Below are 24146 nucleotides of genomic sequence, written 5' to 3'. Positions count from 1 at the left end.
ATTCCCCCTAGTCCAACTGTCTCTGTTTTAAAAGATGTTCACTGACAATCAGTTCAGGCTCTGTAACCGCCTGAATTTCTTCCACAGTATAATCGTCATAAACCTGGGCAAGCTTCAGACCATCCTCAGTCACGTCTATAACAGCCCGGTCTGTAATAATCCTGTTTACTACGCCTTTTCCGGTAAGAGGAAGCGAGCATTCCTTTACAATCTTAGGAGCTCCATTTTTAGAGACATGCTCCATAATCACAACAATTTTTTTTGCACCATGCACAAGATCCATAGCGCCGCCCATGCCTTTAATCATTTTTCCGGGAATCATCCAGTTTGCAAGATCGCCTGAAGCCGATACCTCCATTCCTCCGAGGATGGCTAGATCAATATGTCCCCCGCGGATCATGCCGAAAGATTCTGCACTGCTGAAATAACTTGCCCCATTAATCGCGGTAACGGTCTCTTTCCCCGCATTGATTAAATCCGGATCCACCTGATCTTCTGACGGAAATGGACCAATTCCGAGAAGACCATTTTCAGATTGCAGCACTACCTGCTTATTTTCCGAAATGAAATTTGCGACAAGGGTTGGCATACCTATTCCCAAATTTACATAGTAACCGCTTTCAATTTCCTGTTCGGCTCTTATTGCGATTTTTTCCCTCTGTGTATACTTCTCTCCTGTCATTCTTTTCACCTCCATTACACTTTTTGAACGGTCAATCTCTCAATCTTCTTTTGCTGTGCACCTTGAATAAGGCGCTGAACATAAATGCTTGGTGTTTGGATATGCTCTGGATTTAAGTCTCCGGCCTCGACAATTTCTTCAGCCTCCGCAATGGTTATTTTTCCTGCAGCTGCCATCATCGGATTAAAATTTTGAGCCGTTTTGCTGTAAATTAAATTTCCCCACTTATCTGCAATGGCCGCTCTGATCAGGCTGAAATCAGCTGTAAGTGCAGTCTCGAGCACATATTCTTTCCCATCAAAAACGCGGTTTTCCTTATTTTCTGCGATTTGCGTGCCTACTCCTGCAGGTGTGAAGAAAGCGGGGATGCCTGCTCCTCCAGCACGGATCTTTTCAGCTAAGGTGCCTTGCGGCAAAAGCTCGACCTCAAGCTCGCCTGATAAAACCTGGCGCTCAAATTCCTTATTTTCGCCAACATAAGATGCAACCATTTTTTTTATTTGACGATTTTTCAAAAGCAGTCCAAGACCCCAATCATCTACACCGCAATTGTTGGAGATCACAGTCAAATTCTTTACTTCTGTTTCTACTAGAGCAAGCAGCAGATTTTCTGGAATGCCGCAAAGACCAAATCCGCCGACCATAAGCGTCGATCCATCTTTTATATCTTTAACGGCTTCGGTGAATGATTGATGAAGTGTTTTCATGAAGATCCTCCCTTCTTTGTTCTCGCTATTATATATGCAAGAGCCGTGCCAACTTTAAAAAAGGAGATAAAGAGTAAAAAATCGTTCACAGATTCATTTTATATTCCGATTTTTCGGAAAATAAAATGACCTTGGACAAGTTTTATAAGAAGTAGGCGATATGGCCTGTATAAGAAAAAGGAAAAGTCCAGAATTCTGGACTTTATTCCGAAATTCTGGACTATATCGTCATCTCATATTTTTGTATTTTCTCATACATGCTTGATTTACTGATGCCCAAAGATTTAGCCGCTTTCTGTTTATCGCCGCTCCATTTTTTTAAAGCAGCAATAATAACTCTTTTTTCCGTTTCTTCAAGCATCTCTTTTAACGTAATATCTTCCGTTTCGAAGGAATGAATGTTCCGGATGTAGTCAGGAATGGCATCAATGCCTATAATGACATCATCAGTCAGGTGAATGGCCGCTTCTATGACATTTTCAAGCTCGCGGATGTTCCCCTGCCAATGATATTGATAGAAGGTATTCATCACATCTTCATGAATGCCGATAATCCGTTTGCCTGTGCGCAGGGAAATCTTCTGCATGAAGTGATTGACCAGAGTCTCTATATCTTCAATCCGTTCTCTAAGCGCTGGAATATTAAACGGAATGACACTTATGCGGTAATAGAGATCTTCGCGAAAGCGATTTTCTTTCATCATCAATTCAAGCGGACGATTGGTTGCCGCAATCACCCGAACATCCAGCGGAATGCTTTTTATGGAACCCACCGGCTCGAGTTCCTTTTCCTGCAGCACGCGAAGCAGCTTAACCTGCATATGCAATGACATATCTCCAATTTCATCAAGAAAAATGGTTCCTCCATTTGCGAGCTGGAATTTCCCCTTCTTGCCGCCTTTTTTTGCCCCAGTAAACGCTCCTTCCTCGTAGCCGAAGAGTTCAGATTCAAGCAGATGCTCAGGAATAGCCCCGCAGTTTACTTTAATAAAAGGCTGATCATTGCGATGGCTCAGCTGATGGATACTATGAGCAAATAATTCTTTTCCTGTCCCGCTTTCGCCCCTTAAAAGAACTGAGCTGTCACTTGCAGCAATGGCTTTTACTTTCTCTTTTAATTCTAAAATTTTTCTCGAATTTGATTTAATATCATTTAACGTATACTTCGCACCCGTCTGCTCCTGCTGATCAAGATATTTTTGAATAGATGATAAATGATGCCTCACTTGGCTGTTCATTTCATTCCACTCTTTTGTATCTCTGAACATAACGGTCCCAAACGCTCCGACAATCTTCCCGTTTGCAAAAATTGGAATTCGGTTGGCAATCATGTAATTCCCTCTAATATATTGAAGATCTGCAATTTCTTCTTTTTCAGTCTGAACGACCAGATGCATTCTTGTATTTTCGATTACATCCGTTACATGCCGTCCTTGTACGGTATTGCGGTCTACCTCAAGAAATCTGCAATAGTCTTCGTTCATATAAATGACTTTCCCTTTATCATCTACAATCACTATCCAGGCAAATGCATTTTCAATAACGGTTTCAAAAATCTCTTTTGCATATGGAAAGCTTTGATTGAACATTGTTTCTCCCACCCATTAACCCTTTTTTATCATCGTATCACAAAAGATATGAAAACGGTTGCGTTCCTCAGATTTAAAAAAGAGAAGCGCCTGTTTGCGCTTCTCTCCTTATGAACTTATTACTGGTTCACTTACAGACTGTTCTTTTATTTTTTTATCGTAGATCGAGGTTGTGAACATTGCAAGGAAAAGCAAGCCAATCAAAACGAGGAAAAGCATGTTCATTCCGTACATATCTACCAGAACCCCGCCGAGGAGAGGACCAATCATCCTTCCGCCTGTCGCTGTACTGTTGACGAATCCCTGATAAAAACCTTCTTTCCCCTTAGGTGCAAGATCGTTTGCTATCGTTGGGACTGCAGGCCACACAAGCATTTCTCCAACTGTCAAAATAATCATTGCAGCCATAAATCCGCTGAACGCATCTGCAAACGAAACCACTGCAAACGAAACGATAAAAATAACAAATCCTATCATCATCTGTTTTTTAATGGATTCAGCAAAATACTTAACAAAGGTATTCATTAAAGGCTGGGCAAAAACAATTAATGCACCGTTGACGCTCCATATTAAGCTGTATTGGGTAAGCGGAATGCCAAGCTCCTGAGTATGTGCAGCAATTGTAGATTGCCACTGTACATAGGCCACCCAGCAAAGTGCATATCCTGAGCAAAGAATGATAAGAGCAGTAAATTTATCATTGTTTTTCACTTTAGATGACTGCTGCAGGATCGATGTTTGTGCTGCTGGACTTGCAGCTATATTTCGATATCCGAAACATGCAAGCAAGAAAAAAACAGCATACAAGGCTGCATTCGCAATGAAAATATATTGAAAGGAATACCCTGCAATTAATCCTCCAAGCGCTGCTCCGACAGCGACTCCTGCATTTTGAGAGACATAGATGGCATTAAAAGCCTTCCTGCCGCCCTCAGGCCAAACGGTTCCAGCGAGTGCATACATAGAAGGAAACACAATTCCGGATCCAAAACCTACAAGTGTCAAAAAGACGATATATGATGGCCAGCCATGAAAAAACACCAGACCTAAAATAGCTGCAAACGTAAGGATAATTCCGCTTAAGATGGATCGGTACCCTCCAAAGCGGTCAAATAAAACACCGCCAATCAGATTTCCCGCCACACTCGCAGCAGAGTTTAACATCAGAACAACTCCGGCAACGGTTAACGATTTGCCAAGATGATCATGAATATAAATCGTATTTAAAGGCCATAGAAACGATGATCCCGTTACATTGATCAGCATGCCAATAATCAATAGCCATAAAGAACGCGGCATGATAAAACCTCCTTCAAAAAAACTCACAAAAAAGCACGAAAGCATCAGTTTGCCTTCGCGTCTTTTTTAATCCATTGAAGATTGTAGTCCTTTTTAGAGGAGAATGCAATAAAGAAATGCTGGATCCGCTGTTCAGTTCAAAGAAGCAGAAAAGGAATAACGGTTCGGAGGCTTACAGCCTAAAAATGATTTCAGTTGCCGGCCTCAATATACATTTAATTCTTCGTTCACCTTGAATGTAATTACTCCTTTGCTGTTCACTGATCTTGCCGTTATTTTTGCAGTACCATTGTACCCATTTTCAAAGTAGCCGAATATCATTTCCTGTCATTTTACCGGTTTGATCTGTGTAAACAAGCTGCATGGAGCTTTCACTGAAATCCTCATCTGGCACAATCCTAATCTCATGCTCCTCATTCGGTTTCAGTGCAGGAATGAGTATCTTTTCCTCATTATAATAATAAGTGATTTCAAGACCTCTGATCTCTCGTCCAGTCGAATTCAGAACGGAGATTTTCATTCCGCTGCTGAAAAAATGTTTAACAGGCAGGAAAAATAAGAGCATGAAGAGAAACGCAATCAACAGATTTAGAAACCCCTTCTTCATACAAATCTTCCTCTCAAAAAAAGCAGGCAAACTCGGCCTGCTTCTTGTTATAGTTCACGTCTCAATGCTGAAAGGACATTGATGTTAGTTGCTTTCACTGCAGGTCTCAAGCCTGAGATAACTGCCACTCCCACGCTGATCGAGCTCGCAATCAGGACAAGGCTGAGCGGGATAGAAGAGAAGGTGAAATTTACTCCATCCATACTTCCCTCTGAAACCGACTCTAAGATGAGAGGGATAGCGAAATTAGCAGCCAAACTGATCACGTAAGAAATCACGACTCCAAGCAAAGCGCCAAGTATGCCAATAAATGCACTTTCCAATAGGAATATTCTTCTTATTATTCTAGGCTGCGCACCGATTGCTTTCATGATGCCAATTTCCTGTGTGCGTTCTGTCACAGCCATGGTCATCGTATTAAAAATTCCGATTGAGGCTATAAGGACTGCTACCGTTCCAATGAAAATCAGTCCTGCTTTAAATGCATTAAAGAATAAATTCAAATTATCCAGTTCTTCGGTAATTGAATACACGAGATAATCCTTTTCTTTTAATGCATCAGTGACTCCTTCTACCTGATCAATACTTGTTGTATAAACAAGTACCTGATCATACTCAGCCATTTCAAATTCTGAAGTTCCATCTGCCGTCTTAGCAAAAGCAGTCATTTCAGGTTTCCATTTTTCACTGATATAGACAGAAGCATCTTCCATGTAATCTCTTGCAGGCTCTTTTGCAATCCCTGTGATTTTAAATTTCCAGCTTTTTTCTGCAGGCTTCCCGTCTACTTGCTCAATCATTGAAAACACAATTTCTTTCCCAATCAGTTCCCCATTGTAGCCTTCTGGCGGTGTTTGAGCTGAGTCCGGATTTTGATTGATTTCAACCTGTGTTTTTCTTTCTCCTTCAGTAAGCAGGGCTTTCCCGAAGTGATAGCCCACAATTACTTCATTTTCATTTTCAGGAATACTTCCAGCCTCAAGTTCCAAATTCCCTTTGAGCTCCTGTTCCATATTTGTAAGAATGGGATTCGCAGAAGAAGCTGTCCTGTCTGAAAGCTTAACGGCTGTTTCAGCAGTTGGAGAAACACCTGACCTTCTCACTACCGCTGCAACATTTTTCATGGTCTCAAGCTCATTTATCTGAGCCACTCTAGTCTCTTCATATTTGCCGTCTGTTTCTTTTCCGCTGATTTGAATTTCATTCAGCTTCTGTGCGCTTAACAACTCCTCCTGCATGCTTTTTTGCATGCCGAATCCAACAGAGGCCAGGACAATTAAAAAAGCGCAGCCTATCGTGGTAGCAAGGACGGTCATAAATACCCGCATCCGGTTTTTCTTCATATTGCGTTTTACCAAGTTTAGCTGATCTTTAAATTTCAACCGGAACACCCCCTTCCTTTAACACACCATCTTGAAGCTCAAATCTGCGGTCACTGTAAGCAGCTACTTCCTCGTCATGCGTGATGATGAAAAAAGTAATGCCTTTTTCAGCGTTTAATTCTTTGATCAGCAGAAGAATCTCTTTTTCCGTTTCACTATCTAGACTTCCTGTAGGCTCATCGGCCAGGATGATTTCCGGATTAGTAATTAAAGCGCGGCCAATTCCAACACGCTGCTGCTGACCTCCAGAAAGTTCATTCGGATAATGGGATGAATGGTTTTCAAGCCCAATGCGATAAAGCATCTCTGTCACGATTGTTTTGCGTTCAGACGAAGGTATGCCCTTTAATGTCAAAGGAAGTTCAATATTTTCAAATGTCGTCAGGCTGGGAATCAGCTGAAAGCTTTGAAAAATAAACCCGAATGTGTTTAACCGGAACTCTGCCCACTCCTTCTCATTAAAATCTGTAACAAGTGTACCATCTACCAGTATCTTACCGGCTGTCGGCGGGATAAAACCTGATACAAGATTCAGCAAAGTCGATTTTCCGGAACCGCTTCTGCCGACAATCGATGCAATTTCCCCTTTTTTCACTTCAAATGTTACACCTTTTAGAACCGGAATTTCTTTTTCACTGCCTTTTTTCCCAACCTTAAAGGAGTGACTTAAATGTTCAACTTTAATCATGTTTCTCTCTCCTATGCCTGCTTTGTTTTTTTATAAATCAAGTAATAGCCAAGTATGATACTGACTGCTGCACCAATAACGGCACCTAAGATATAGCCTGTAAAACTTTCATTAGAGATACCGTATCCAATTGAACTGAAACCAAGCACACCGAGCAGAATAACAATTATTTGAACTGGTAAATTCAGCTGTTTCCACAAAAAGAAATTGCCGTTTCGCTCATTTGGATGCCTGATGAATGAGAAATAACCAATAAGATAGAAAAGAGCGGCCATACCGCCAGGAATCAAGAAATAGTACCTGTAAGTGTAAGGGATTTCCTGAAAGGCTGTCCCTCCGAAAAATTGAAGAGCCGGAGTAAATAAATAACCTGCTTCATACCACATTTCCATTTCCGGATAGTAAACATTGCTGAATGCCTGGACATTCATCGCAATGACAAATGTAAACAGCAGCGGCAGAACAGAAGCACTGATTGCAGTCAGCCCCTGCGCAAATGGAGTTCCGGTAAGCGCTCCCGCAGACAAGGTCAGAGTATAAAACATAGTAAGGGAAGAAAAGTAGATAAAATAATAATTGAACAGCGGCTGAGAAACAGCAATATCGTGCCATTCAATGTAGCTGCCTGATAAAATCAGCGAAATGAGGGTAGAAAATACGATTATTCCAATAGCTAAAACCCATTTCACAAAGAATATTTTTGATCTCTTATACGGCAGCGCTAAAGTAAAATCCATCATTCCCTTTGCGCGTTCTGTTCCCATTTGATTAATAGCAATAAAAAAGAGAAACAATGTGCTGATGAAAAGAAGCGGATCTGCTCCAAATTGAATAACAAACGGCTCTGAAGTGTAGTCTGGATATTTTTTTAATAATTCCACATGACTTGAATACTGTGTCCAAATGGTAAATGGCAATGCGAACGAGTTAAATATAAACAAAAATAAAAACAGTGTTCTGACTTGCTTAAACTCTTTTTCAAAAAGACCTCCTCCTACCATCTCCGCTTCCCTCCAAACTTAGCGATAAATACTTCTTCTAAATTGACCGGAAGCTGATTCCACACTTTAGGATTCAATGATCTCAGCCAATTCTGACTCTCTTCGTCATCTCTTTTTAGAAGAAGGGTATAAAATACACCCGTGTAATCGAGAATTGAGATGTTCCGTTCTCTAATTTTCAGATGAACATCCTCATCAAATACTGCCTGAATTTTCATGTAATCTTCTTTTACTGCGTCCATTTCCATCACATTTGTAAGGGATTTTCCTTCCAAAAAACCAATGCGGCTGCTAATTCGTTCAATATCTTCTAACCGATGGGATGTAATGAGAATAGTCGTTTCCCTTTCTGCGACTTCATCAATCATCAGCTGCAGGAGATCATGACGTGTTACAGCGTCAATGCCGTCTGTCGGCTCATCAAGCAGAATTACTGCAGGACGAGTCGCAAATGCAAGAATCAGGGCGAGCTGTTTTTTCAAACCAGTTGAAAGCTCACGGTACTTTTTCGTTTCAGGAATAGCGTATCTGTTGATCAGTTCATTTGAGTAGGTCACATCAAAATCAGGATAGAGCGGCTTTAGAATACGTACTAGTTCCCTGTATGTGTATCTGTCATAGAAAGGATTCTGAACAGACACGAAAATGACTTTTCGTTTGATAAGAGGATTTTCTTTAATAGAGACACCCTCAAACAAAATCTCACCTTCATCCGGGAGAATAATTTGCTGAATCAACCGTAAAATCGTTGTTTTCCCCGAACCATTCCGGCCAAGTAATCCAAATATTTCTCCCTTGCCGAGCTTCAGTGAGATGGAATCAAGAACTTTTTCTCCATCAAGCGTTTTCGAAAGATTCTTCAGCTCAATCATCTTTTCCACCCCTCATTTCCCTGCTGATTTCCTCAATCCATCTATGGAGGATTTCAATGTCCACACCTGCATATACCGCATCTACAATAAGCGGTTTCAACTGTTCTTTAATCATCTCCATCTTCCCCTGATCCAATGTTATTTGGGCATTCTCCGATACAAAGGTTCCTCTGCCCCTTAATGTTTCAATCATGCCTTCCCGTTCTAATTCTTTATAAGCTTTGCTCACTGTATTTGGATTTGCAATAATCATTGTTGAGAGCTCTCTTACAGATGGCAGTTTTTCACCAGGCTTTAATACTCCCTTTAAACAAAGCTCTTTCATCTGCTGTATGATTTGCTCATAGATTGCTGTTGAACTGCGCGGATCAATTTGAATCATCGGTCTCCCTTCTTTCTTTAACTGGGATATACACTATCTTATGTATTAGGTGTACTAGTTCATATAGTACACCTAATACAATATATTTTCAATTGTTTCTAAAAAAATGAAAACTGCCTCCATAATGGAAGCAGTTTTCAAACTTATTCTGAACGCTGTTTCGATTTTACAGGCTGCCCCTGCTGCTCGTACTTTTTCTTGGATTGCTTAACAGGATCGAAATCTTTCCCAAATTCAACATCTTGATTATTGGCGCCGTTTCTTGTCTTTTGTTCAGGGTTATTCTGTTTTGAACGTTTTTTCATCTGACACAGACCTCCTAATGATCCAGTAAAATCATTTCATTTTGAAGCTGCTGAAGCTGAAGGCGCATTCTGTAAAGCTGTTCTTTTTGCTGATCATTAGCGCTTAATGTTAAAGAATTGCACTCATTTACCGCATCCTCAAGCATTTGTTGAGCTTGTGAATACTCCGTGTCATTGTAATGCTCCTGCTTAGATCCTTCAGCATATTGATTTCTGGCATAGTCATACGTATTTGAGCATCGGTCGAGACATTCAGTTACAGATTGTCTTGTTGCCATTTTGCAAACCCCCTATAAGTAAATGAAGCATTTCACTTCATTACGGATAGTTTGCTCCATTTCAGCATTCAAATTACGGAAAAACAATTGGAAATGACGTTACAGGTGTTTGTCATAGAGACAAACACCATGATAAAATGCTCTGATGGCTATTTACGATTTAAGGAGGTTTTTCTAGTTTGAAGCAGATAAACCCTTTTCCATATGCAGCAGATGAAAAACGGTATCATACATGGAATTATCATTTAAGAAATCACTTTGGACATAAAGTTTTTAAAGTAGCATTAGACGGAGGCTTTGACTGCCCCAATCGCGACGGTACAGCAGCATACGGCGGCTGCACATTTTGCAGTGCAGCCGGTTCAGGCGATTTTGCAGGAAACCGCGCAGAGGATCTTGTTACTCAATTCAATCAAATAAAAGATAAAATGCACGAAAAATGGAAAAACGGCAAATATATGGCTTATTTTCAAGCGTATACTAATACTCATGCACCAGTTGAGGTCCTGCGTGAGAAATTTGAATCTGTTCTTGAATTGGATGGCGTTGTCGGATTATCTATTGCAACACGGCCAGACTGTCTTCCCGATGATGTTATTGAGTATCTTGCAGAATTAAACAAAAGAACATACCTTTGGGTTGAACTTGGGCTGCAGACTGTTCATGAGCGGACAGCACTGCTTATAAACCGTGCCCACGATTATGAATGCTATAAAGAAGGCGTAGAAAAGCTCCGCAAACATAACATTCGTGTTTGTTCCCATATTATTAACGGTCTTCCGCTTGAATCAAATGAAATGATGATGGAAACAGCCCGTGCCGTTTCAAAACTGGATGTCCAGGGCATTAAAATTCATCTTCTTCACTTATTAAAAGGGACGCCAATGGTAAAGCAGTATGAAAAGGGCAAACTGGAATTTTTAACAAAAGAAGACTATGTTAGGTTGGTATGCGACCAGCTTGAAATTCTGCCGCAGGAAATGATTGTTCACCGGATTACAGGGGATGGACCAATTGATTTAATGATTGGCCCGATGTGGAGTGTGAACAAGTGGGATGTTCTGAACTCCATTGATGCAGAACTTAAAGCACGGGGCAGCTATCAGGGAAAATTTTTTCAGAAAGAACAGGTAATCGCAGAATGAAATTAGAACGGGTGCTTCCTTTTGCAAAATCCATCTTATCCAAGACAGTGACCCAGGGTGACATTACAATAGACGCTACAATCGGAAACGGGCATGATACGGTTTTTCTTGCAGATCTTGTTGGTGAAACCGGGCATGTTTATGGGTTTGATATTCAGGATGAGGCCATTCAGGCTACATCAGCAAGACTGTCAGAACACTCATTAACTGACCGTGTAACACTATTCAAAGAAAGCCATGCAAAGGCAGCTGACTGCCTGCCGGCCACTGTCTCAGGAAATTTAGCTTCTGCTATCTTCAACTTAGGCTATTTGCCTGGCGGCGACAAAGAAATCGTCACGAAGCCAGCGTCAACGATTAGAGCAATTGAACAGCTTTATTCCATGATGAAGCAGGGCGGAGTCATCATTCTTGTCATTTATCACGGTCACCCCGGCGGGAAAATGGAACGTGATGCCCTATTAGAATATGCAGGACAGCTGGATCAAAAAAAGGCGCACGTTCTGCAGTATCAATTTCTTAACCAGAAAAACAGTGCTCCATTTATTATCGCTATTGAAAAAATGCAGGCATAGGCAAGGGGTTGTCCATTAAGTCTCTAAAATGAAGCAAGCAGGAAATCAAATGTTTTTTCCTGCCTGCTTTTTTCTGTAGGCTCTTTTCGTAATCTTTGTTGTTTTTAGACTAAATGTAAAATCTTAAGTGGATTGTAGCGGAAGGCACTTGACTCCTGCGGGAAAGTAGAGGGAAATGGGAGACCCCACAGGCAAAGCCGAGGAGGCTCCCATCCTCCCCGCGGAAAGCAAGTGACTGCAGCGGAAAGGAACGAGCAATATTTATCATCAAAACAAAAATATATGTGAAGACAGACTTTCTGGACAGCCCCTTTCCTTAAGAGCTTCTGGCAGCCATTTTCTGAATAGCCCGGTAGGCCCGTCCATTCCAATAAAAGAACGAAGATGTTTTTCCGCCAAGTTTAATTAACTGTCTGGCAAGCTTCCCGAGATCTTTTCTTGAAGTTACTTTCTCGTCAGATAAATAAACGCCAAGCAGTCCTCTGTGAATAAGTTTATGAAAGTTTTCATGAGGAATTCCGCTGAGGTTTGATTCAGCCTGAAGGACGAAATGCTCAAGCCTCATCATCATTTCCTTCTCGGTCTTATAGTAATTGCAGAAATTCAAATCTCCGCCGATCCGGTCTTCTTCCTGATCAATTAAATAGTCGAGCAGAATATGCAGTCCTTGAACGTACGGAAAATAGCTTTCACGGATGCGGAAGGCTTCTTTTTCGCTGAAATCATCTCGGAATGCGTAAGAGACCAGGCAAAAAATGCCTAAAGTTGATCCTGCGCATGCAGAAAATTCATACCACTGCATGTCCGGCAATCCCTGTTTGTTTTTTTCAAACCATGTTTCAAGCCTTGGTATGCGCTCATCCATAGTTACATGCTTATGTACTTGCAAATCACAGTAATAACAGGATAATTCGAGCAGATGCTCTGAAATAAGAGAGTAGTTACCGAGTCTGCTTAATATATTCTGGCAAGTGGATACGAGTGCGTGCAAGTATCCGCCGTCATTTTGATCGGTCCGGTAAGAATAGTAATTCTTCAGTGGTGCTCCTACAGTCAGTGCATCATTCATTGATTGATGCAGCATGGCAAAATCCAATGGATCAAGCGACGTACTTCGGTCGCATAAATTATCAAGATAATCACTTATGGTCTGATAAGCTACAATAAATTCAATGCATTCATGCTTGTTTGTCTCTGATAAAAGACCAAAAATCCCTCCGCCCTCACAGTGGAAGGATTTACCGTTTATACTTGCCAGCGCCTGATTTCTAAGTTCCGCATTTTGAATCTGACTTGCTTTTTCTCTCCATCCATTTAGATGGGTATGCACAATCGGAAAAATATCTTTATAAATTTTCGCCATTAGTCGCAGCGGGTGCTGCGGTATTGCCGTCAATAAGATCACCTCTTTATTATCAGCTCTCTAAATGTGCATCGACAAACGATTGAGCGTACTTAAATACTTGATCCCGCTCAGGCTCATTAAATATTTCATGATAAAAGCCAATCCATTCTTTAAAAGCTTTTTCCGACAATGCAGCACGGTTGAACCATGTCTTAACAGCCGAGCTGTCAACCACTTTATCATCCCCGCCCTGCATGACAAGAAGAGGTAAATCAGGAAACTTCTTCACGTTTATATGCGCCTGTTCAATTGCCTTAATTAATTCACGATACCATCTTATGGACACTTTTGTCACATAAAGTGTATCATTCTCATCGGCGTCTCTCACTTCCTTATTTCTTGTAGCTATATTTACAGATAAGCCGGAATCAACTCTGAGCGCCGGAGCAATAATGTTTAAAGGTTTAGAAATCAGCTCCATCGCTTTGCTTGGCTTATATACGAGGCCCAGGCATGGTGAAGATAAAATAACACCGTTTATATGCTGGTGTTTTTCCTGCATAGCCCGTATGACGATCAGCCCGCCCATGCTGTGACCCAGTAAAAAAAGAGGCAATCCAAGCTTCCGTGCTTCATCCACCCACACATTAAATTCGATGATATACTCGTCAAATGACAGAATATGACCCCGTCTTCTCGTCGATGTACCTTGACCTGGGAGATCTCCCATAATGACATGATACCCGGAGCACTTCCACATTTCAACGAGCCAGCGGTAACGTCCGTGATGTTCTGCTGCACCGTGCACAATTACGATAACACCCTTAGGATTCGAGTCTTCACATTCCCATTTCCACATGATCTTGTTCACACCTTTCTTCTCAGAAAATAAGTTTTAGTTTGCTATAATAACGATGTGTACATTTTACATATATAAAGGAGATTTTAATTTATGATATACCCTTATAAAGAAAGCTTTCCGCAAATTTCAAAATCGGCATTTATCGCAGACTCCGCTGTGATTACCGGTGACGTCATAATTGGTGATGAATCAAGCATTTGGTTTCATACGGTGATAAGAGGCGATGTTTCACCTACAATTATTGGCAGCAGGGTTAACATACAAGATCAGTGCTGCCTCCACCAAAGCCCGGATGCTCCTCTTATCATTGAAGATGAGGTAACTGTGGGCCATCAAGTCATTCTACATAGCTCGATTATTAGAAAGCAATCATTGATCGGAATGGGTTCCATTATACTCGATGGTGCAGAAATAGGCGAAGGTGCTTTCATTGGAGCTGGCAGCTTAGTCCCTCAAGGCAAGAAAATTCCGCCAAACACACTTGCCTTCGGAAGACCTGCGAAAGCAGTCCGCGAATTAAATGAGGAAGATCGAAAAGACATGGAGCGCATTCGCCGCGAGTATGCTGAAAAAGGTCAATATTATAAGAAGATCCAGGAGAACCAAGAATAATTTTTACTCTCTCTTCATATAAGTTAACACCGAGTAAAGGGTGTTTTCATCTTCCTGTATTTCCGTGAAATTGCCCTTGTCTGCGGTTTCACGGATTTTTTTATTAGCTGCCATTTGCCGGCTCCTCTTTGTGAAAATAGCTTCATGCTGATCAAACTATCCTGGTGCTATTTTGTAAATAATTTACTTGTAAATTTTACATTTCCTTATTATTTACTAAATATTTGTGTTTTACAATGTGGTTAAACAGTGTTGAAAAGGAGCATCCGATTGATGACCAAACTAATGGAAAACATGTACGACTTCGAATGCAGATTGTTCCGCAGTGTTAACCGGCATTTTGACCGGAAATTTATGAATTGCTTTTTCCGCAATATTACACATATCGGCGGAGCAGCCTTCACGATTTCCATTTGTCTGCTGCTTATATTCATGACAGGCGGCGAAACACGCATGGCGGCCATCGCAAGTGCAGCAGCCCTCCTCATTAGTCATCTGCCTGTAGCATTTGTCAAAAAATGCTATCCGCGGAAACGTCCCTATCTTGCTTTATTAGAAATTAAAGTAACGGCAAATCCGTTAGAAGATCATTCTTTTCCATCAGGACATACAACAGCTATTTTTTCAGTTATTATTCCTTTTATTTTTATCTTTCCTCAGGCAGCCATCCTGCTTTTGCCGCTCGGAATCATCATCGGTGTCTCAAGAATGTATCTTGGCTTGCACTACCCTTCTGATGTACTCGCAGGATGTTTACTCGGCACTACAGCAGGCATTACTTGTTTTCTTCTTATTAATAAATATTTCGGGGCTTCTCTGATTCTCTAAGTTCCAGCTGAAATTGAAATAAACTCAGGCTACTGTAACTGATTTATGGAGGGATAAGATGAAAATTGCGATATTCACAGACACATTTGCACCGGATGTAAATGGTGTTGCGAGAACGTTAAAACGTCTTACCGATTATTTAGAAAGCAAAGGTCATGAATATAAAGTTTTTGCTCCCGAAAGCACAAAGGAATCTCTTTTTTCAAGCCATATCCACAGGTTTGCGAGTTCTTCCTTTTTTTTATACCCGGAATGCAGGCTCGCCTGGCCGAACATGCTGCAAGTAAAGTCAGAGCTCATCAGATTTAAGCCTGACATTATTCATGTAGCCACTCCTTTTAACATTGGTTTATGCGGACTGCATTATGCTAAGAAATTAAATATCCCCATTGTCGGTTCATATCATACTGACTTTGATCAATATCTGGAATTTTATGATCTGCAGATATTCTCAAAGATTTTATGGAAATATATGCATTGGTTCCACAGGCCATTGGAGAAAATCTTTGTACCTTCTGAAGAAACAAAGCAGCAAGTGCTGCATCAGGGATTTGAAAATGTCCATATATGGTCTAGGGGTGTAGACTGCCAATTATTCCACCCTAACTATCTGCGGAAAGAAGTCACGCTGGAATATCAAATAAGAGAAAAATTCATCTTAACTTATGTTGGACGGCTTGCTCCCGAAAAAGATGTTCAAACATTAATGAAGATCTCTCACCAGCTACCTCTGCACCTAAAAAGCAAAGTGCACTTTATAATTGTCGGGGATGGACCGTCCAAAGAAGAAATGATGAAAGATGCACCGGACAATATGACATTTGCCGGATACGAAAGCGGCGAAAAGCTCGCAAAGATCTATTCTAGCTCTGATCTATTTGTCTTTCCCTCACCTACCGAAACTTTTGGAAACGTTGTTCTTGAATCATTCGCTGCAGGGACTCCTGTTATCGGGGCAAACTCAGGCGGAGTAAAAAACATTATTCAGCACGGAAAAACAGGGTATTTATGCAGCACAGGATCAGCCTCAGAGTTCATCAGCGCCATTGAAACTGTTTTGCAAAATGATGCTTTGCGGTATCAGATGGGAATGAGTGCTCGCGCTTATGCCCTCAGTCAAACGTGGGACAGCATATTTGAAGGACTCCTTAATGAGTACAGTGAAGTCCTTCATCAGCATCAGTTTATCCGTTATGCTTAAAAGCCTCTTCATATGAAGAGGCTTTTCTTATGTTGCTGCAGCAAGCTTATCTCGGTTAAAGCTGTATACATTTTCTATAAAAACCTGATGCCAGAGAATAAATGTTAAAATCGTCCATATCTTTCTGCTGTAATCCGCTTCCCCTTTTCTATGCTTCTCAAGAAGTTCATGTGCAAATCCCTTATTGATCAGGCCATCCAATTCACTTTCTGAAATGAGGGCACTCGCCCACTCATACATCTCATGTTTCAGCCAATTTCGGATTGGGACTGGGAACCCAAGCTTTCTTCTGTTGAGTACGTGTGAAGGAACTAGATCACGGACAGCCTGGCGAAGCAGATATTTGGTCTCTCCATTTTTCACTTTCCATTCATAAGGAATAGCCGCTGCTGCATGAAATACCTCTCTATCCAAAAAGGGAACTCTTAATTCCAGAGAATGAGCCATTGTCATTTTATCTGCTTTAACTAGTATGTCCCCTTTCAGCCACGTCATGAGATCGATATACTGCATTTTTGAAACACTGTCTAGATGACGGACATTTTCAAAAAGATCTCCTGTGATTTCCGTTGGATTTACATATTGATCTCTTCCTGTGAGCAGCCGTTTTTTCTCATCTGCAGAGAAAATGTTGGCATTTCCTATGTAGCGATCCTCGAGAAGGGTTGTTCCCCTTTCAATAAAGCTTTTGCCTTTCATTCCCTCAGGAAAGATGGATGCAAGCTGTTTTAATGCCTGCCTGATGCCAGTTGGAAGATGCCCAAAGACGGACAGATCATAAGGCTCTTTATAGATGTTATAGCCTGCAAACAACTCGTCTGCCCCTTCACCAGATAAAACAACCTTTACATGCTTGCGCGCTTCCCGGGAAAGAAAATACAGCGGGATAGAAGCAGGATCTGCTACTGGATCATCCATATGCCAGATTATCTTGGGAAGCTCTCTCATAAACTCCGTATGATCTACATAATACGCGAAGTTTTCTGCTCCAATGGCAGCTGCGGTCTCTTTTGCAACATCGATTTCACTGTATCCCTCCTGCTTAAATCCTACAGAAAATGTTTTCAGGCCAGGGTGAAACTGTCTTGCAATGGAAGCAATGATACTCGAATCAACACCGCCTGACAGAAAAGAACCAACCGGAACATCGCTTCGCATATGCATTTTCACCGAATCGACTATCACAGTTTGAATGGCATCAATCATTCTGCTCTCATCATTGGACGGGACCGGCTTCATCTTTGGTTCCCAATACTTCTCCAAAACCATGCGATCGCCAGCCACTTTTGTCACACAATATCCTGGCGGAACTTTGTGAATCTCTTTCTGGATGGTATCAGGATCAGGAACATATTGAAAAGAAAGATAATGCTGTAAAGATACATCATTAACATAAGCGGTCCTTTTGTATTCTTTCAAGCATTTCATTTCAGAAGCAAAAAGGACAGTAAATCCATCCTCTATGTAGTATAGCGGCTTTATCCCAAAATGATCTCTGGCAGCAAAAAGATGCTGCTCCTGCGTATCCCAGATCAGAAAGGAAAACATCCCCCTTAAATAGCGAAGAACATCCTTACCATATAGATGATAAAGCGCAACGATCACTTCAGTATCTGTTTCTGTTTTTAACCTTTCTCCTTTTCGGAATAGGAGTTCTCTAAGTTCCACGTAATTATAAATTTCCCCATTAAAAACAATCTGATAGCGGTCATCGTCTCCATATGGCATAGGCTGATGCCCGCCATCTACATCAATAATGCTAAGCCGCCTAAAAGCAAGGATGGCATGCTCATCCTCAAACATTCCGCTGTCATCAGGGCCTCTATGCACAATTTGTCTGCTTGCTGCCTCTATATACTCCCGGTACCTTTTTGTATGTACTTTTTCAAAATCAATAACTCCTGCAAAACCGCACATGTTTTTCCCTCCATAAATACTGATTGCTTATTAAACGACAGATACTGGGATAATGTTGCAGGTTTTTACAAAATAATACAAAAAAATAAAGTCTTAGGATGAAATTATGTATTTTGATAACTATGTACAATCACTTCCATGACCTCAGCCACCCTCCGAATAATCAAAGATCCACAGGACCAGCTATTCCGCATAAAAAAAGGATGAAACCCGCCGCAAAGCTGGTTTCATCCTTCATTTAATTATCGGTTTAACGCTTGCTCTTTAAGAGCTTCTGCTTTATCCGTTCTTTCCCATGGAAGGTCAAGATCGTTACGGCCGAAGTGTCCGTAAGCAGCTGTTTGTTTGTAAATTGGGCGGCGAAGATTCAGCATGTTGATGATTCCTGCCGGACGAAGGTCAAAGTTAGCACGAACAACATCAACTAACACATCTTCCTTCACTTTGCCTGTTTCGAATGTATCGATTGCGATTGATACAGGCTGTGCCACACCAATTGCGTAAGCAAGCTGAACTTCACATTTATCCGCAAGGCCTGCTGCTACAATATTTTTAGCTACATAGCGTGCTGCATAAGCTGCAGAGCGGTCAACTTTTGTTGGATCTTTACCGGAGAATGCGCCGCCGCCGTGACGTGCATAGCCTCCGTAAGTATCAACGATGATTTTACGGCCTGTTAAGCCTGCATCGCCCTGTGGTCCGCCGATAACGAAACGGCCAGTCGGGTTGATGAAGTATTTAGTATCTTCATCAATTAATTCTTTTGGCACAACCGGGTTAATAACATGCTCTTTTACGTTGCGCTGAATTTGCTCCAATGAAATTTCAGGGTGGTGCTGAGTTGAAATAACAATTGTATCAATGCGAACTGGCTTGTCATTTTCATCATACTCAACTGTTACTTGAGTTTTACCATCCGGACGAAGGTACGGAAGAATTTCTTCTTTGCGCACTTCCGTTAAACGGCGTGAAAGTTTGTGAGCAAGCGAGATCGGAAGCGGCATTAATTCTTTCGTTTCGTTATTGGCAAAACCGAACATTAATCCTTGGTCACCTGCACCAATCGCTTCAATCTGCTCATCTGTCATTTTCCCTTCACGTGCTTCAAGCGCCTGGTCAACACCCATCGCGATGTCTGCTGACTGCTCATCAATTGAAGTAAGTACTGCACATGTTTCTGCATCAAAACCATATTTTGCACGAGTGTAGCCAATTTCTTTAACCGTTTCGCGAACGATTTTTGGAATGTCTACATAAGTAGAAGTTGTAATTTCACCAGCAACCAGAACAAGACCTGTTGTAACAGATGTTTCACAAGCTACACGGGCATTTGCATCTTTTTCTAGGATTGCATCTAAAATCGAGTCAGAAATCTGGTCACAAATTTTATCAGGATGACCTTCAGTTACAGACTCTGAAGTAAACAGACGACGTTGTTTAGTCATTAAAGTTTTCCTCCTCAAAAGGTTAGATGATACGGAACTCATTCCCTTTCATATTTTGACCATTCGTCAAAATATTTCAGTTGGCATGTTTTAGGAGAATCCACGAGTACTTTCAGGCAAAATATATTTATTCGAAATAAAAAATCCTTTCCCGCGAGGAAAGGTTATTTACTAAAATCGTAGCCTTTCGCTCTTATCGATCAAGGGCTTTCGCCTTGCATCAGGTTAGCACCTTTGCTCGCAAAAATTCATGAATGAATTTTAAAAATAAAGCAGGTTGCTGGGTTTCATTGGGCCTGTCCCTCCACCAGCTCGGGATAAGAGAATCCGTTCAAGGACATATAATATCGTATATTTCCTCCAGGTGTCAACAAAAAATGACAAGGTTTTCGGATAAGATTTTTCTGTTCCCTTCTGATATGTTTCCACAAAATGCCGAAATAAAAACACTTCCTATTATATATGTATCATTTTCATTAAAAACGTTCTTTAAACAGTTCCATTTCATCAATTTGTACGTAGAATAAGTTAAATAGTATAGACTATTTATTTTAATGTGTTATACTAATTAAGAAGAGTCACTTAAGATATAGTTAAAAATAATAATAGAAATATAGGTAAAGGATGGGTATGGGATGAATTCAATCGAAATTACAAATGAGCTTGATGTGTTACTTAAAGGGGAAAATGCATTTCATAACTTATCAGTTCCTGTTCTTGTTGAAAAAGTCTTAGAACGGGGTGAAGGAACATTAACTTCGACGGGAGCAGTCCGAGCAACAACGGGTACTTACACAGGACGTTCACCTAAAGATAAATTTATTGTAAATGAAAATTCAACAAATGACAAAATTGAGTGGGGAGCTGTTAATCAGCCTTTCTCAGAAACAGCATTTGAAAAGTTGTACTTAAAAGTTCTTTCATACTTAAAAGACCGCAATGAGCTCTTTGTTTTCAAAGGCTTTGCCGGCGCTGACGCAAAATACCGCCTGCCGATCCAGGTTGTAAATGAATTCGCATGGCACAACCTGTTTGCTCAGCAATTATTTATCCAGCCAGAGAGCGGGGATGAGCTGATTCAGCATGACAATCCGTTCACAATCGTTTCGGCTCCAAACTTTAAAGCAGATCCTGCAGTAGATGGAACAAATTCTGAAACATTTATCATCATTTCATTTGAGAAAAGAACCATTCTTATCGGCGGTACTGAATATGCTGGAGAGATGAAAAAATCCATTTTCTCAGTCATGAACTACCTGCTTCCTGAAAGCGGTATCCTGCCAATGCACTGCTCAGCAAATGTTGGCCAGGAAGGCGATGTTGCCCTTTTCTTCGGTCTGTCAGGAACAGGAAAAACAACCCTTTCCGCTGATCCAAAACGCAAATTAATCGGTGATGATGAGCACGGCTGGTCAAATGCAGGTGTTTTTAATATCGAAGGAGGCTGTTATGCCAAGTGCATCAACCTCTCACGTGAAAAAGAGCCTCAAATTTTTGATGCAATAAGATTCGGATCAGTGCTTGAAAATGTAGTCCTTGACGATGATACAAGAATTGCTGACTATGATGATACTTTCTTTACTGAAAACACAAGAGCGGCCTACCCGCTTGAAGCAATGGATAACATTGTGAAGCCTAGTATTGCCGGCCACCCTCATACAATTGTCTTTTTAACGGCTGATGCATTTGGCGTTCTGCCTCCTATCAGCAAGTTAACAAAAGAACAGGCTATGTACCACTTTTTAAGCGGATACACCAGCAAGCTAGCTGGAACTGAACGCGGCATTACATCACCTCAGGCTACATTCTCAACATGCTTTGGATCGCCTTTCCTCCCGCTTCCTGCTACTGTTTATGCCGAGATGCTCGGCCGGAAAATTGATGAGCATCAGGCTAATGTATTCTTAGTAAACACAGGCTGGACTGGCGGAGAATACGGAACTGGCCAGCGCATGAAACTGAAATATACCCGCGCAATGGTTCAAGCCGCTCTTGAAGGTGAATTAGACAATGTAGAAACTGTCACAGATAAAAACTTTGGACTTCAAATTCCAATTCATGTGCCAGGTGTACCTGATGAAGTGCTGCAGCCAATTAAAACTTGGGACAGCGTGGATGCTTATAATGAAAAAGCAAAAGAACTAGCAGGCAAGTTCAAACAGAACTTCAAGAAGTTCAATAATGTTTCAGCTGAGATCGAGACACTTGGCGGACCAGCTGTATAAACCTTTTAAAAGCTATGCCATACACTCTGGCATGGCTTTTTATTTTCTTTTCCATATATTAATAAAATAAAAATGAACATTTTTTATACCAAACCCTTCATTCCTGTGCTAAAGTAATTCTATAACACATGTACACATGTATCTTTCAGGAGGACAACATCATGAAATTGAAGCTCGGACTTTTGCCCCAAATCATACTTGCTATTATTCTCGGTGTCGGAATCGGGAGCATTTCACCAGAATGGCTTGTAAAAGGATTTGCAACATTTAATGGGATATTCGGCAACTTTATTGGCTTTGTCATTCCATTTATTATTATTGGATTTATTGCACCTGGCATCGGACAGCTTGGTAAAGGTGCTGGTAAATTGCTTGGAATTACTACAGGTCTGGCCTATATCTCTACGATTTTTGCAGGACTGCTTGCGTTCGCAGCAAGCTTATCTATTCTGCCTAAATTCATTACTGGAAATCAGCTCGTAAAGACTGATAATCCTGAGGAATTTTTATTAAAACCATACTTTGAAATTGGAATGCCGCCTGTTATGGAAGTCATGAGCGCTCTCCTATTCTCTTTCATCATTGGAATTGGACTTGCATCCATCAAAGGCAATACTCTGCAAAATGCCTTTGAAGATTTTCAAAAGATCGTTGAGAAATTGATAAAAACAGCGATTATCCCGCTGCTCCCATTCCACATTTTTGGCATTTTCGCAAATATGACTTACGGCGGACAAGTTCAGTCGATTTTATCTGTTTTTGCAAAAGTTTTTGTGCTTATTATCGTGCTTCATATTACAATGCTCCTTATTCAATATTGCACTAGCGGTTTGCTGACTAAAAACAATCCAATAAAGCTGTTAAAGATTATGTCTCCTGCCTACTTTACAGCACTGGGGACACAATCATCTGCAGCTACAATTCCCGTAACGCTTGGACAAGTAAAAAAAACCGGCGTCCAGTCTAAGATAGCAGACTTCAGCGTACCATTGCTGGCAACTGTTCACTTGTCAGGAAGTACGATTACGCTTGTTTGCTGCGCAATGGGTGTTCTGTTTATGAACGGAACAACACCATCTTTTGAAATGATGATTCCTTTTATCCTTATGCTTGGTGTTACAATGGTAGCCGCACCTGGAGTACCAGGGGGTGCAGTTATGGCTGCAATCGGCCTGCTTAAAACAATGCTCGGCTTTGATCCGACAATGGTTTCCCTTATGATTGCTCTATACCTCGCTCAGGACAGCCTTGGCACAGCAACAAATGTCACAGGTGACGGAGCTCTAACAATGCTCGTCAATAAATTCAGTACAAAAAAGCCCCAAAAGATTAAGGAATCACAGCTTGCTGGATAAAAAGAAAAAGTAAGGGATTGTCCAATAAGTCTCTAAAATGAAGCAGGCAGGAAAAACAATTGTTATTTCCTGTCTGCTTTTTTCTGTAGGCTCTTTTCATAAACTTTGTTGTTATTAGACTCCATCTTACAAAATTCAAGTGGATTGTGGCGGATAAACTTGACTCCTGCGGGAATTAGAGGGAAATGGGAGACCCCGCAGGCAGGCCTAGGAGGCTCCCAGCCGGACCGCGGAAAGCAAGTTCCTGGAGCGGAAAGGAACGGACAACATGTATAACCTAAAATAATAATTATGCAAAAACAGACTTCCTGGAAATGCCCTTTTCTTTTTCGAGATAGATCCATATGATAAAATTGCATAAAAAAGTAAATCATTTTTAAGGGGGTGATGTTTTTGGTGAATTCAGTCCGTTTGCCAGATTCTGAAGCGTCTCATGCAAAGCCCGGCAGTAAAAAGGCGATACTTTGCATGGGGCGGACACTTATTTAAATCGCCCAAAGCGTTTGCCTTTTCTATTCCTCGGCTTTGCACCTTATTTATACAATCACAAATAAGGGGCTGGCAGAAATGAAATATGTGAACGCAACCGCTATTTTACCTGAGGAACTGATTGCAGAAATTCAGCAGTACATTCAGGGAGAAACCCTCTACATTCCCAAACCGGAAACAGCGCACCATAAGTGGGGCACCCGCTCCGGGGGAAGAAAGGCGCTTGATGACAGAAACCTTTCAATTAAAAACGGTTTTAAAAGCGGCAAAAAAATTCATGAATTAGCTGAAGAACATTACCTTTCAGCCGAAACAATCAAAAAGATTGTCTATACGAAATAATAATAAAACAGCAC

The 24146-nt window shown here is 41.1% G+C and carries 24 protein-coding genes and 1 riboswitch; of the genes, 8 read left to right on the top strand and 16 right to left on the bottom strand.

All coding sequences use genetic code 11. The features are described from left to right. Nucleotides 1–7 precede the first annotated feature (7 nt). The 12 genes from GJU41_RS15085 to GJU41_RS15030 all read right to left on the bottom strand — a co-directional run bounded on the left by GJU41_RS15085 (nt 8) and on the right by GJU41_RS15030 (nt 9791). The gene (locus tag GJU41_RS15085) at nt 8–682 is read right to left on the bottom strand and encodes a CoA transferase subunit B (protein ID WP_070876578.1); all 675 of its coding nucleotides are present in this window, start codon (nt 680–682) and stop codon (nt 8–10) included. Nucleotides 683–696: 14 nt separating this feature from the next. Next, entirely contained in the window at nt 697–1389 is a 693-nt protein-coding gene (locus GJU41_RS15080; RefSeq protein WP_070876579.1) for a CoA transferase subunit A, read from the bottom strand. Nucleotides 1390–1609: 220 nt separating this feature from the next. Then, entirely contained in the window at nt 1610–2977 is a 1368-nt protein-coding gene (locus GJU41_RS15075; RefSeq protein WP_070876580.1) for a sigma-54 interaction domain-containing protein, read from the bottom strand. A gap of 108 nt (nt 2978–3085) precedes the next feature. Continuing rightward, the gene (locus GJU41_RS15070) at nt 3086–4276 is read right to left on the bottom strand and encodes an MDR family MFS transporter (protein WP_070876581.1); all 1191 of its coding nucleotides are present in this window, start codon (nt 4274–4276) and stop codon (nt 3086–3088) included. 301 nt (nt 4277–4577) lie between these two features. Further along, entirely contained in the window at nt 4578–4883 is a 306-nt protein-coding gene (locus tag GJU41_RS15065) for a hypothetical protein (RefSeq protein ID WP_070876582.1), read from the bottom strand. Nucleotides 4884–4930: 47 nt separating this feature from the next. Continuing rightward, nucleotides 4931–6274, bottom strand: a complete 1344-nt coding sequence (locus tag GJU41_RS15060) for an ABC transporter permease (protein ID WP_224771419.1) — start codon at nt 6272–6274, stop codon at nt 4931–4933. Next, nucleotides 6255–6953 carry an ABC transporter ATP-binding protein gene (locus GJU41_RS15055; protein WP_070876584.1) on the bottom strand — a complete coding sequence of 233 codons (699 nt, stop codon included), beginning with the start codon at nt 6951–6953 and terminating at the stop codon, nt 6255–6257. The genes GJU41_RS15060 and GJU41_RS15055 overlap by 20 nt, the downstream gene beginning before the upstream one ends. Before the next feature lie 11 nt (nt 6954–6964). After that, nucleotides 6965–7954, bottom strand: coding sequence for a hypothetical protein (locus GJU41_RS15050; protein ID WP_070876585.1), 990 nt, complete (start codon nt 7952–7954; stop codon nt 6965–6967). Then, nucleotides 7948–8826, bottom strand: a complete 879-nt coding sequence (locus tag GJU41_RS15045) for an ABC transporter ATP-binding protein (RefSeq protein WP_154319055.1) — start codon at nt 8824–8826, stop codon at nt 7948–7950. Before GJU41_RS15045 ends, GJU41_RS15050 begins: the two co-directional genes overlap by 7 nt. Beyond that, complete coding sequence (locus GJU41_RS15040) at nt 8819–9208, bottom strand: GntR family transcriptional regulator (protein ID WP_070876587.1); 390 nt, start codon at nt 9206–9208, stop codon at nt 8819–8821. The genes GJU41_RS15045 and GJU41_RS15040 overlap by 8 nt, the downstream gene beginning before the upstream one ends. A 143-nt stretch (nt 9209–9351) precedes the next feature. Further along, a complete protein-coding gene (locus GJU41_RS15035; RefSeq protein ID WP_070876588.1) occupies nt 9352–9513 on the bottom strand; it encodes a glycogen biosynthesis protein GlgD in 162 nt (53 codons plus the stop codon). Between the two features lie 14 nt (nt 9514–9527). After that, nucleotides 9528–9791, bottom strand: coding sequence for a YtzC family protein (locus GJU41_RS15030; RefSeq protein WP_070876589.1), 264 nt, complete (start codon nt 9789–9791; stop codon nt 9528–9530). A gap of 179 nt (nt 9792–9970) precedes the next feature. On the opposite strand from GJU41_RS15030, the gene mnmL reads away from it, so the two are divergent. Both mnmL and mnmM read left to right on the top strand, forming a co-directional pair. After that, complete coding sequence (gene mnmL / locus GJU41_RS15025) at nt 9971–10936, top strand: tRNA modification radical SAM protein MnmL/YtqA (protein WP_154319054.1); 966 nt, start codon at nt 9971–9973, stop codon at nt 10934–10936. Continuing rightward, on the top strand, nt 10933–11511 hold the full coding sequence (gene mnmM / locus GJU41_RS15020; RefSeq protein WP_070876591.1) for a tRNA 5-(aminomethyl)-2-thiouridylate-methyltransferase MnmM: 579 nt from the start codon (nt 10933–10935) through the stop codon (nt 11509–11511). Before mnmL ends, mnmM begins: the two co-directional genes overlap by 4 nt. Nucleotides 11512–11827: 316 nt before the next feature. On the opposite strand, the gene GJU41_RS15015 is transcribed toward mnmM, so the two are convergent. Both GJU41_RS15015 and GJU41_RS15010 read right to left on the bottom strand, forming a co-directional pair. Beyond that, complete coding sequence (locus GJU41_RS15015) at nt 11828–12874, bottom strand: tetraprenyl-beta-curcumene synthase family protein (protein ID WP_070876607.1); 1047 nt, start codon at nt 12872–12874, stop codon at nt 11828–11830. A 52-nt stretch (nt 12875–12926) separates the two neighbouring features. Next, nucleotides 12927–13715 (bottom strand): alpha/beta hydrolase, encoded by a 789-nt coding sequence (locus GJU41_RS15010; protein ID WP_070876592.1) that lies wholly within the window; start codon nt 13713–13715, stop codon nt 12927–12929. Nucleotides 13716–13808: 93 nt separating this feature from the next. Between GJU41_RS15010 and GJU41_RS15005 the strand changes: the two genes are divergently transcribed. The 3 genes from GJU41_RS15005 (at nt 13809) to GJU41_RS14995 (ending at nt 16359) form a co-directional block, all read left to right on the top strand. Then, nucleotides 13809–14330: a gamma carbonic anhydrase gene (locus GJU41_RS15005; RefSeq protein WP_070876593.1), complete on the top strand. Its 522-nt coding sequence runs from the start codon at nt 13809–13811 to the stop codon at nt 14328–14330. A gap of 273 nt (nt 14331–14603) precedes the next feature. Next, nucleotides 14604–15158, top strand: coding sequence for a phosphatase PAP2 family protein (locus GJU41_RS15000; protein WP_070876594.1), 555 nt, complete (start codon nt 14604–14606; stop codon nt 15156–15158). 58 nt (nt 15159–15216) lie between these two features. Further along, on the top strand, nt 15217–16359 hold the full coding sequence (locus GJU41_RS14995; RefSeq protein ID WP_070876595.1) for a glycosyltransferase family 4 protein: 1143 nt from the start codon (nt 15217–15219) through the stop codon (nt 16357–16359). A 27-nt stretch (nt 16360–16386) separates the two neighbouring features. Here GJU41_RS14995 and asnB read toward each other — a convergent pair whose 3' ends face one another. Together asnB and metK are read right to left on the bottom strand one after the other, a co-directional pair. Then, a complete protein-coding gene (gene asnB / locus GJU41_RS14990; protein WP_070876596.1) occupies nt 16387–18276 on the bottom strand; it encodes an asparagine synthase (glutamine-hydrolyzing) in 1890 nt (629 codons plus the stop codon). 242 nt (nt 18277–18518) lie between these two features. Continuing rightward, on the bottom strand, nt 18519–19721 hold the full coding sequence (gene metK / locus GJU41_RS14985) for a methionine adenosyltransferase (protein WP_070876597.1): 1203 nt from the start codon (nt 19719–19721) through the stop codon (nt 18519–18521). Between the two features lie 190 nt (nt 19722–19911). Continuing rightward, nucleotides 19912–20045: riboswitch (SAM riboswitch) on the bottom strand. A gap of 311 nt (nt 20046–20356) precedes the next feature. On the opposite strand from metK, the gene pckA reads away from it, so the two are divergent. The 3 genes from pckA (at nt 20357) to GJU41_RS14970 (ending at nt 24132) form a co-directional block, all read left to right on the top strand. Continuing rightward, a complete protein-coding gene (gene pckA, locus GJU41_RS14980; protein ID WP_070876598.1) occupies nt 20357–21946 on the top strand; it encodes a phosphoenolpyruvate carboxykinase (ATP) in 1590 nt (529 codons plus the stop codon). 167 nt (nt 21947–22113) lie between these two features. Further along, the gene (locus GJU41_RS14975) at nt 22114–23301 is read left to right on the top strand and encodes a dicarboxylate/amino acid:cation symporter (protein ID WP_083328194.1); all 1188 of its coding nucleotides are present in this window, start codon (nt 22114–22116) and stop codon (nt 23299–23301) included. 567 nt (nt 23302–23868) lie between these two features. Continuing rightward, nucleotides 23869–24132, top strand: coding sequence for a CD3324 family protein (locus GJU41_RS14970; protein WP_070878782.1), 264 nt, complete (start codon nt 23869–23871; stop codon nt 24130–24132). The last annotated feature ends 14 nt before the right edge of the window (nt 24133–24146 follow it).

The sequence above is a fragment of the Metabacillus idriensis genome (genome assembly GCF_009674765.1).
GTDB classification, from domain to species: Bacteria; Bacillota; Bacilli; order Bacillales; family Bacillaceae; genus Bacillus_P; species Bacillus_P idriensis.
Note: the sequence above shows the minus strand (reverse complement) of the source record. Positions and strands in the feature narration are given on the sequence as shown.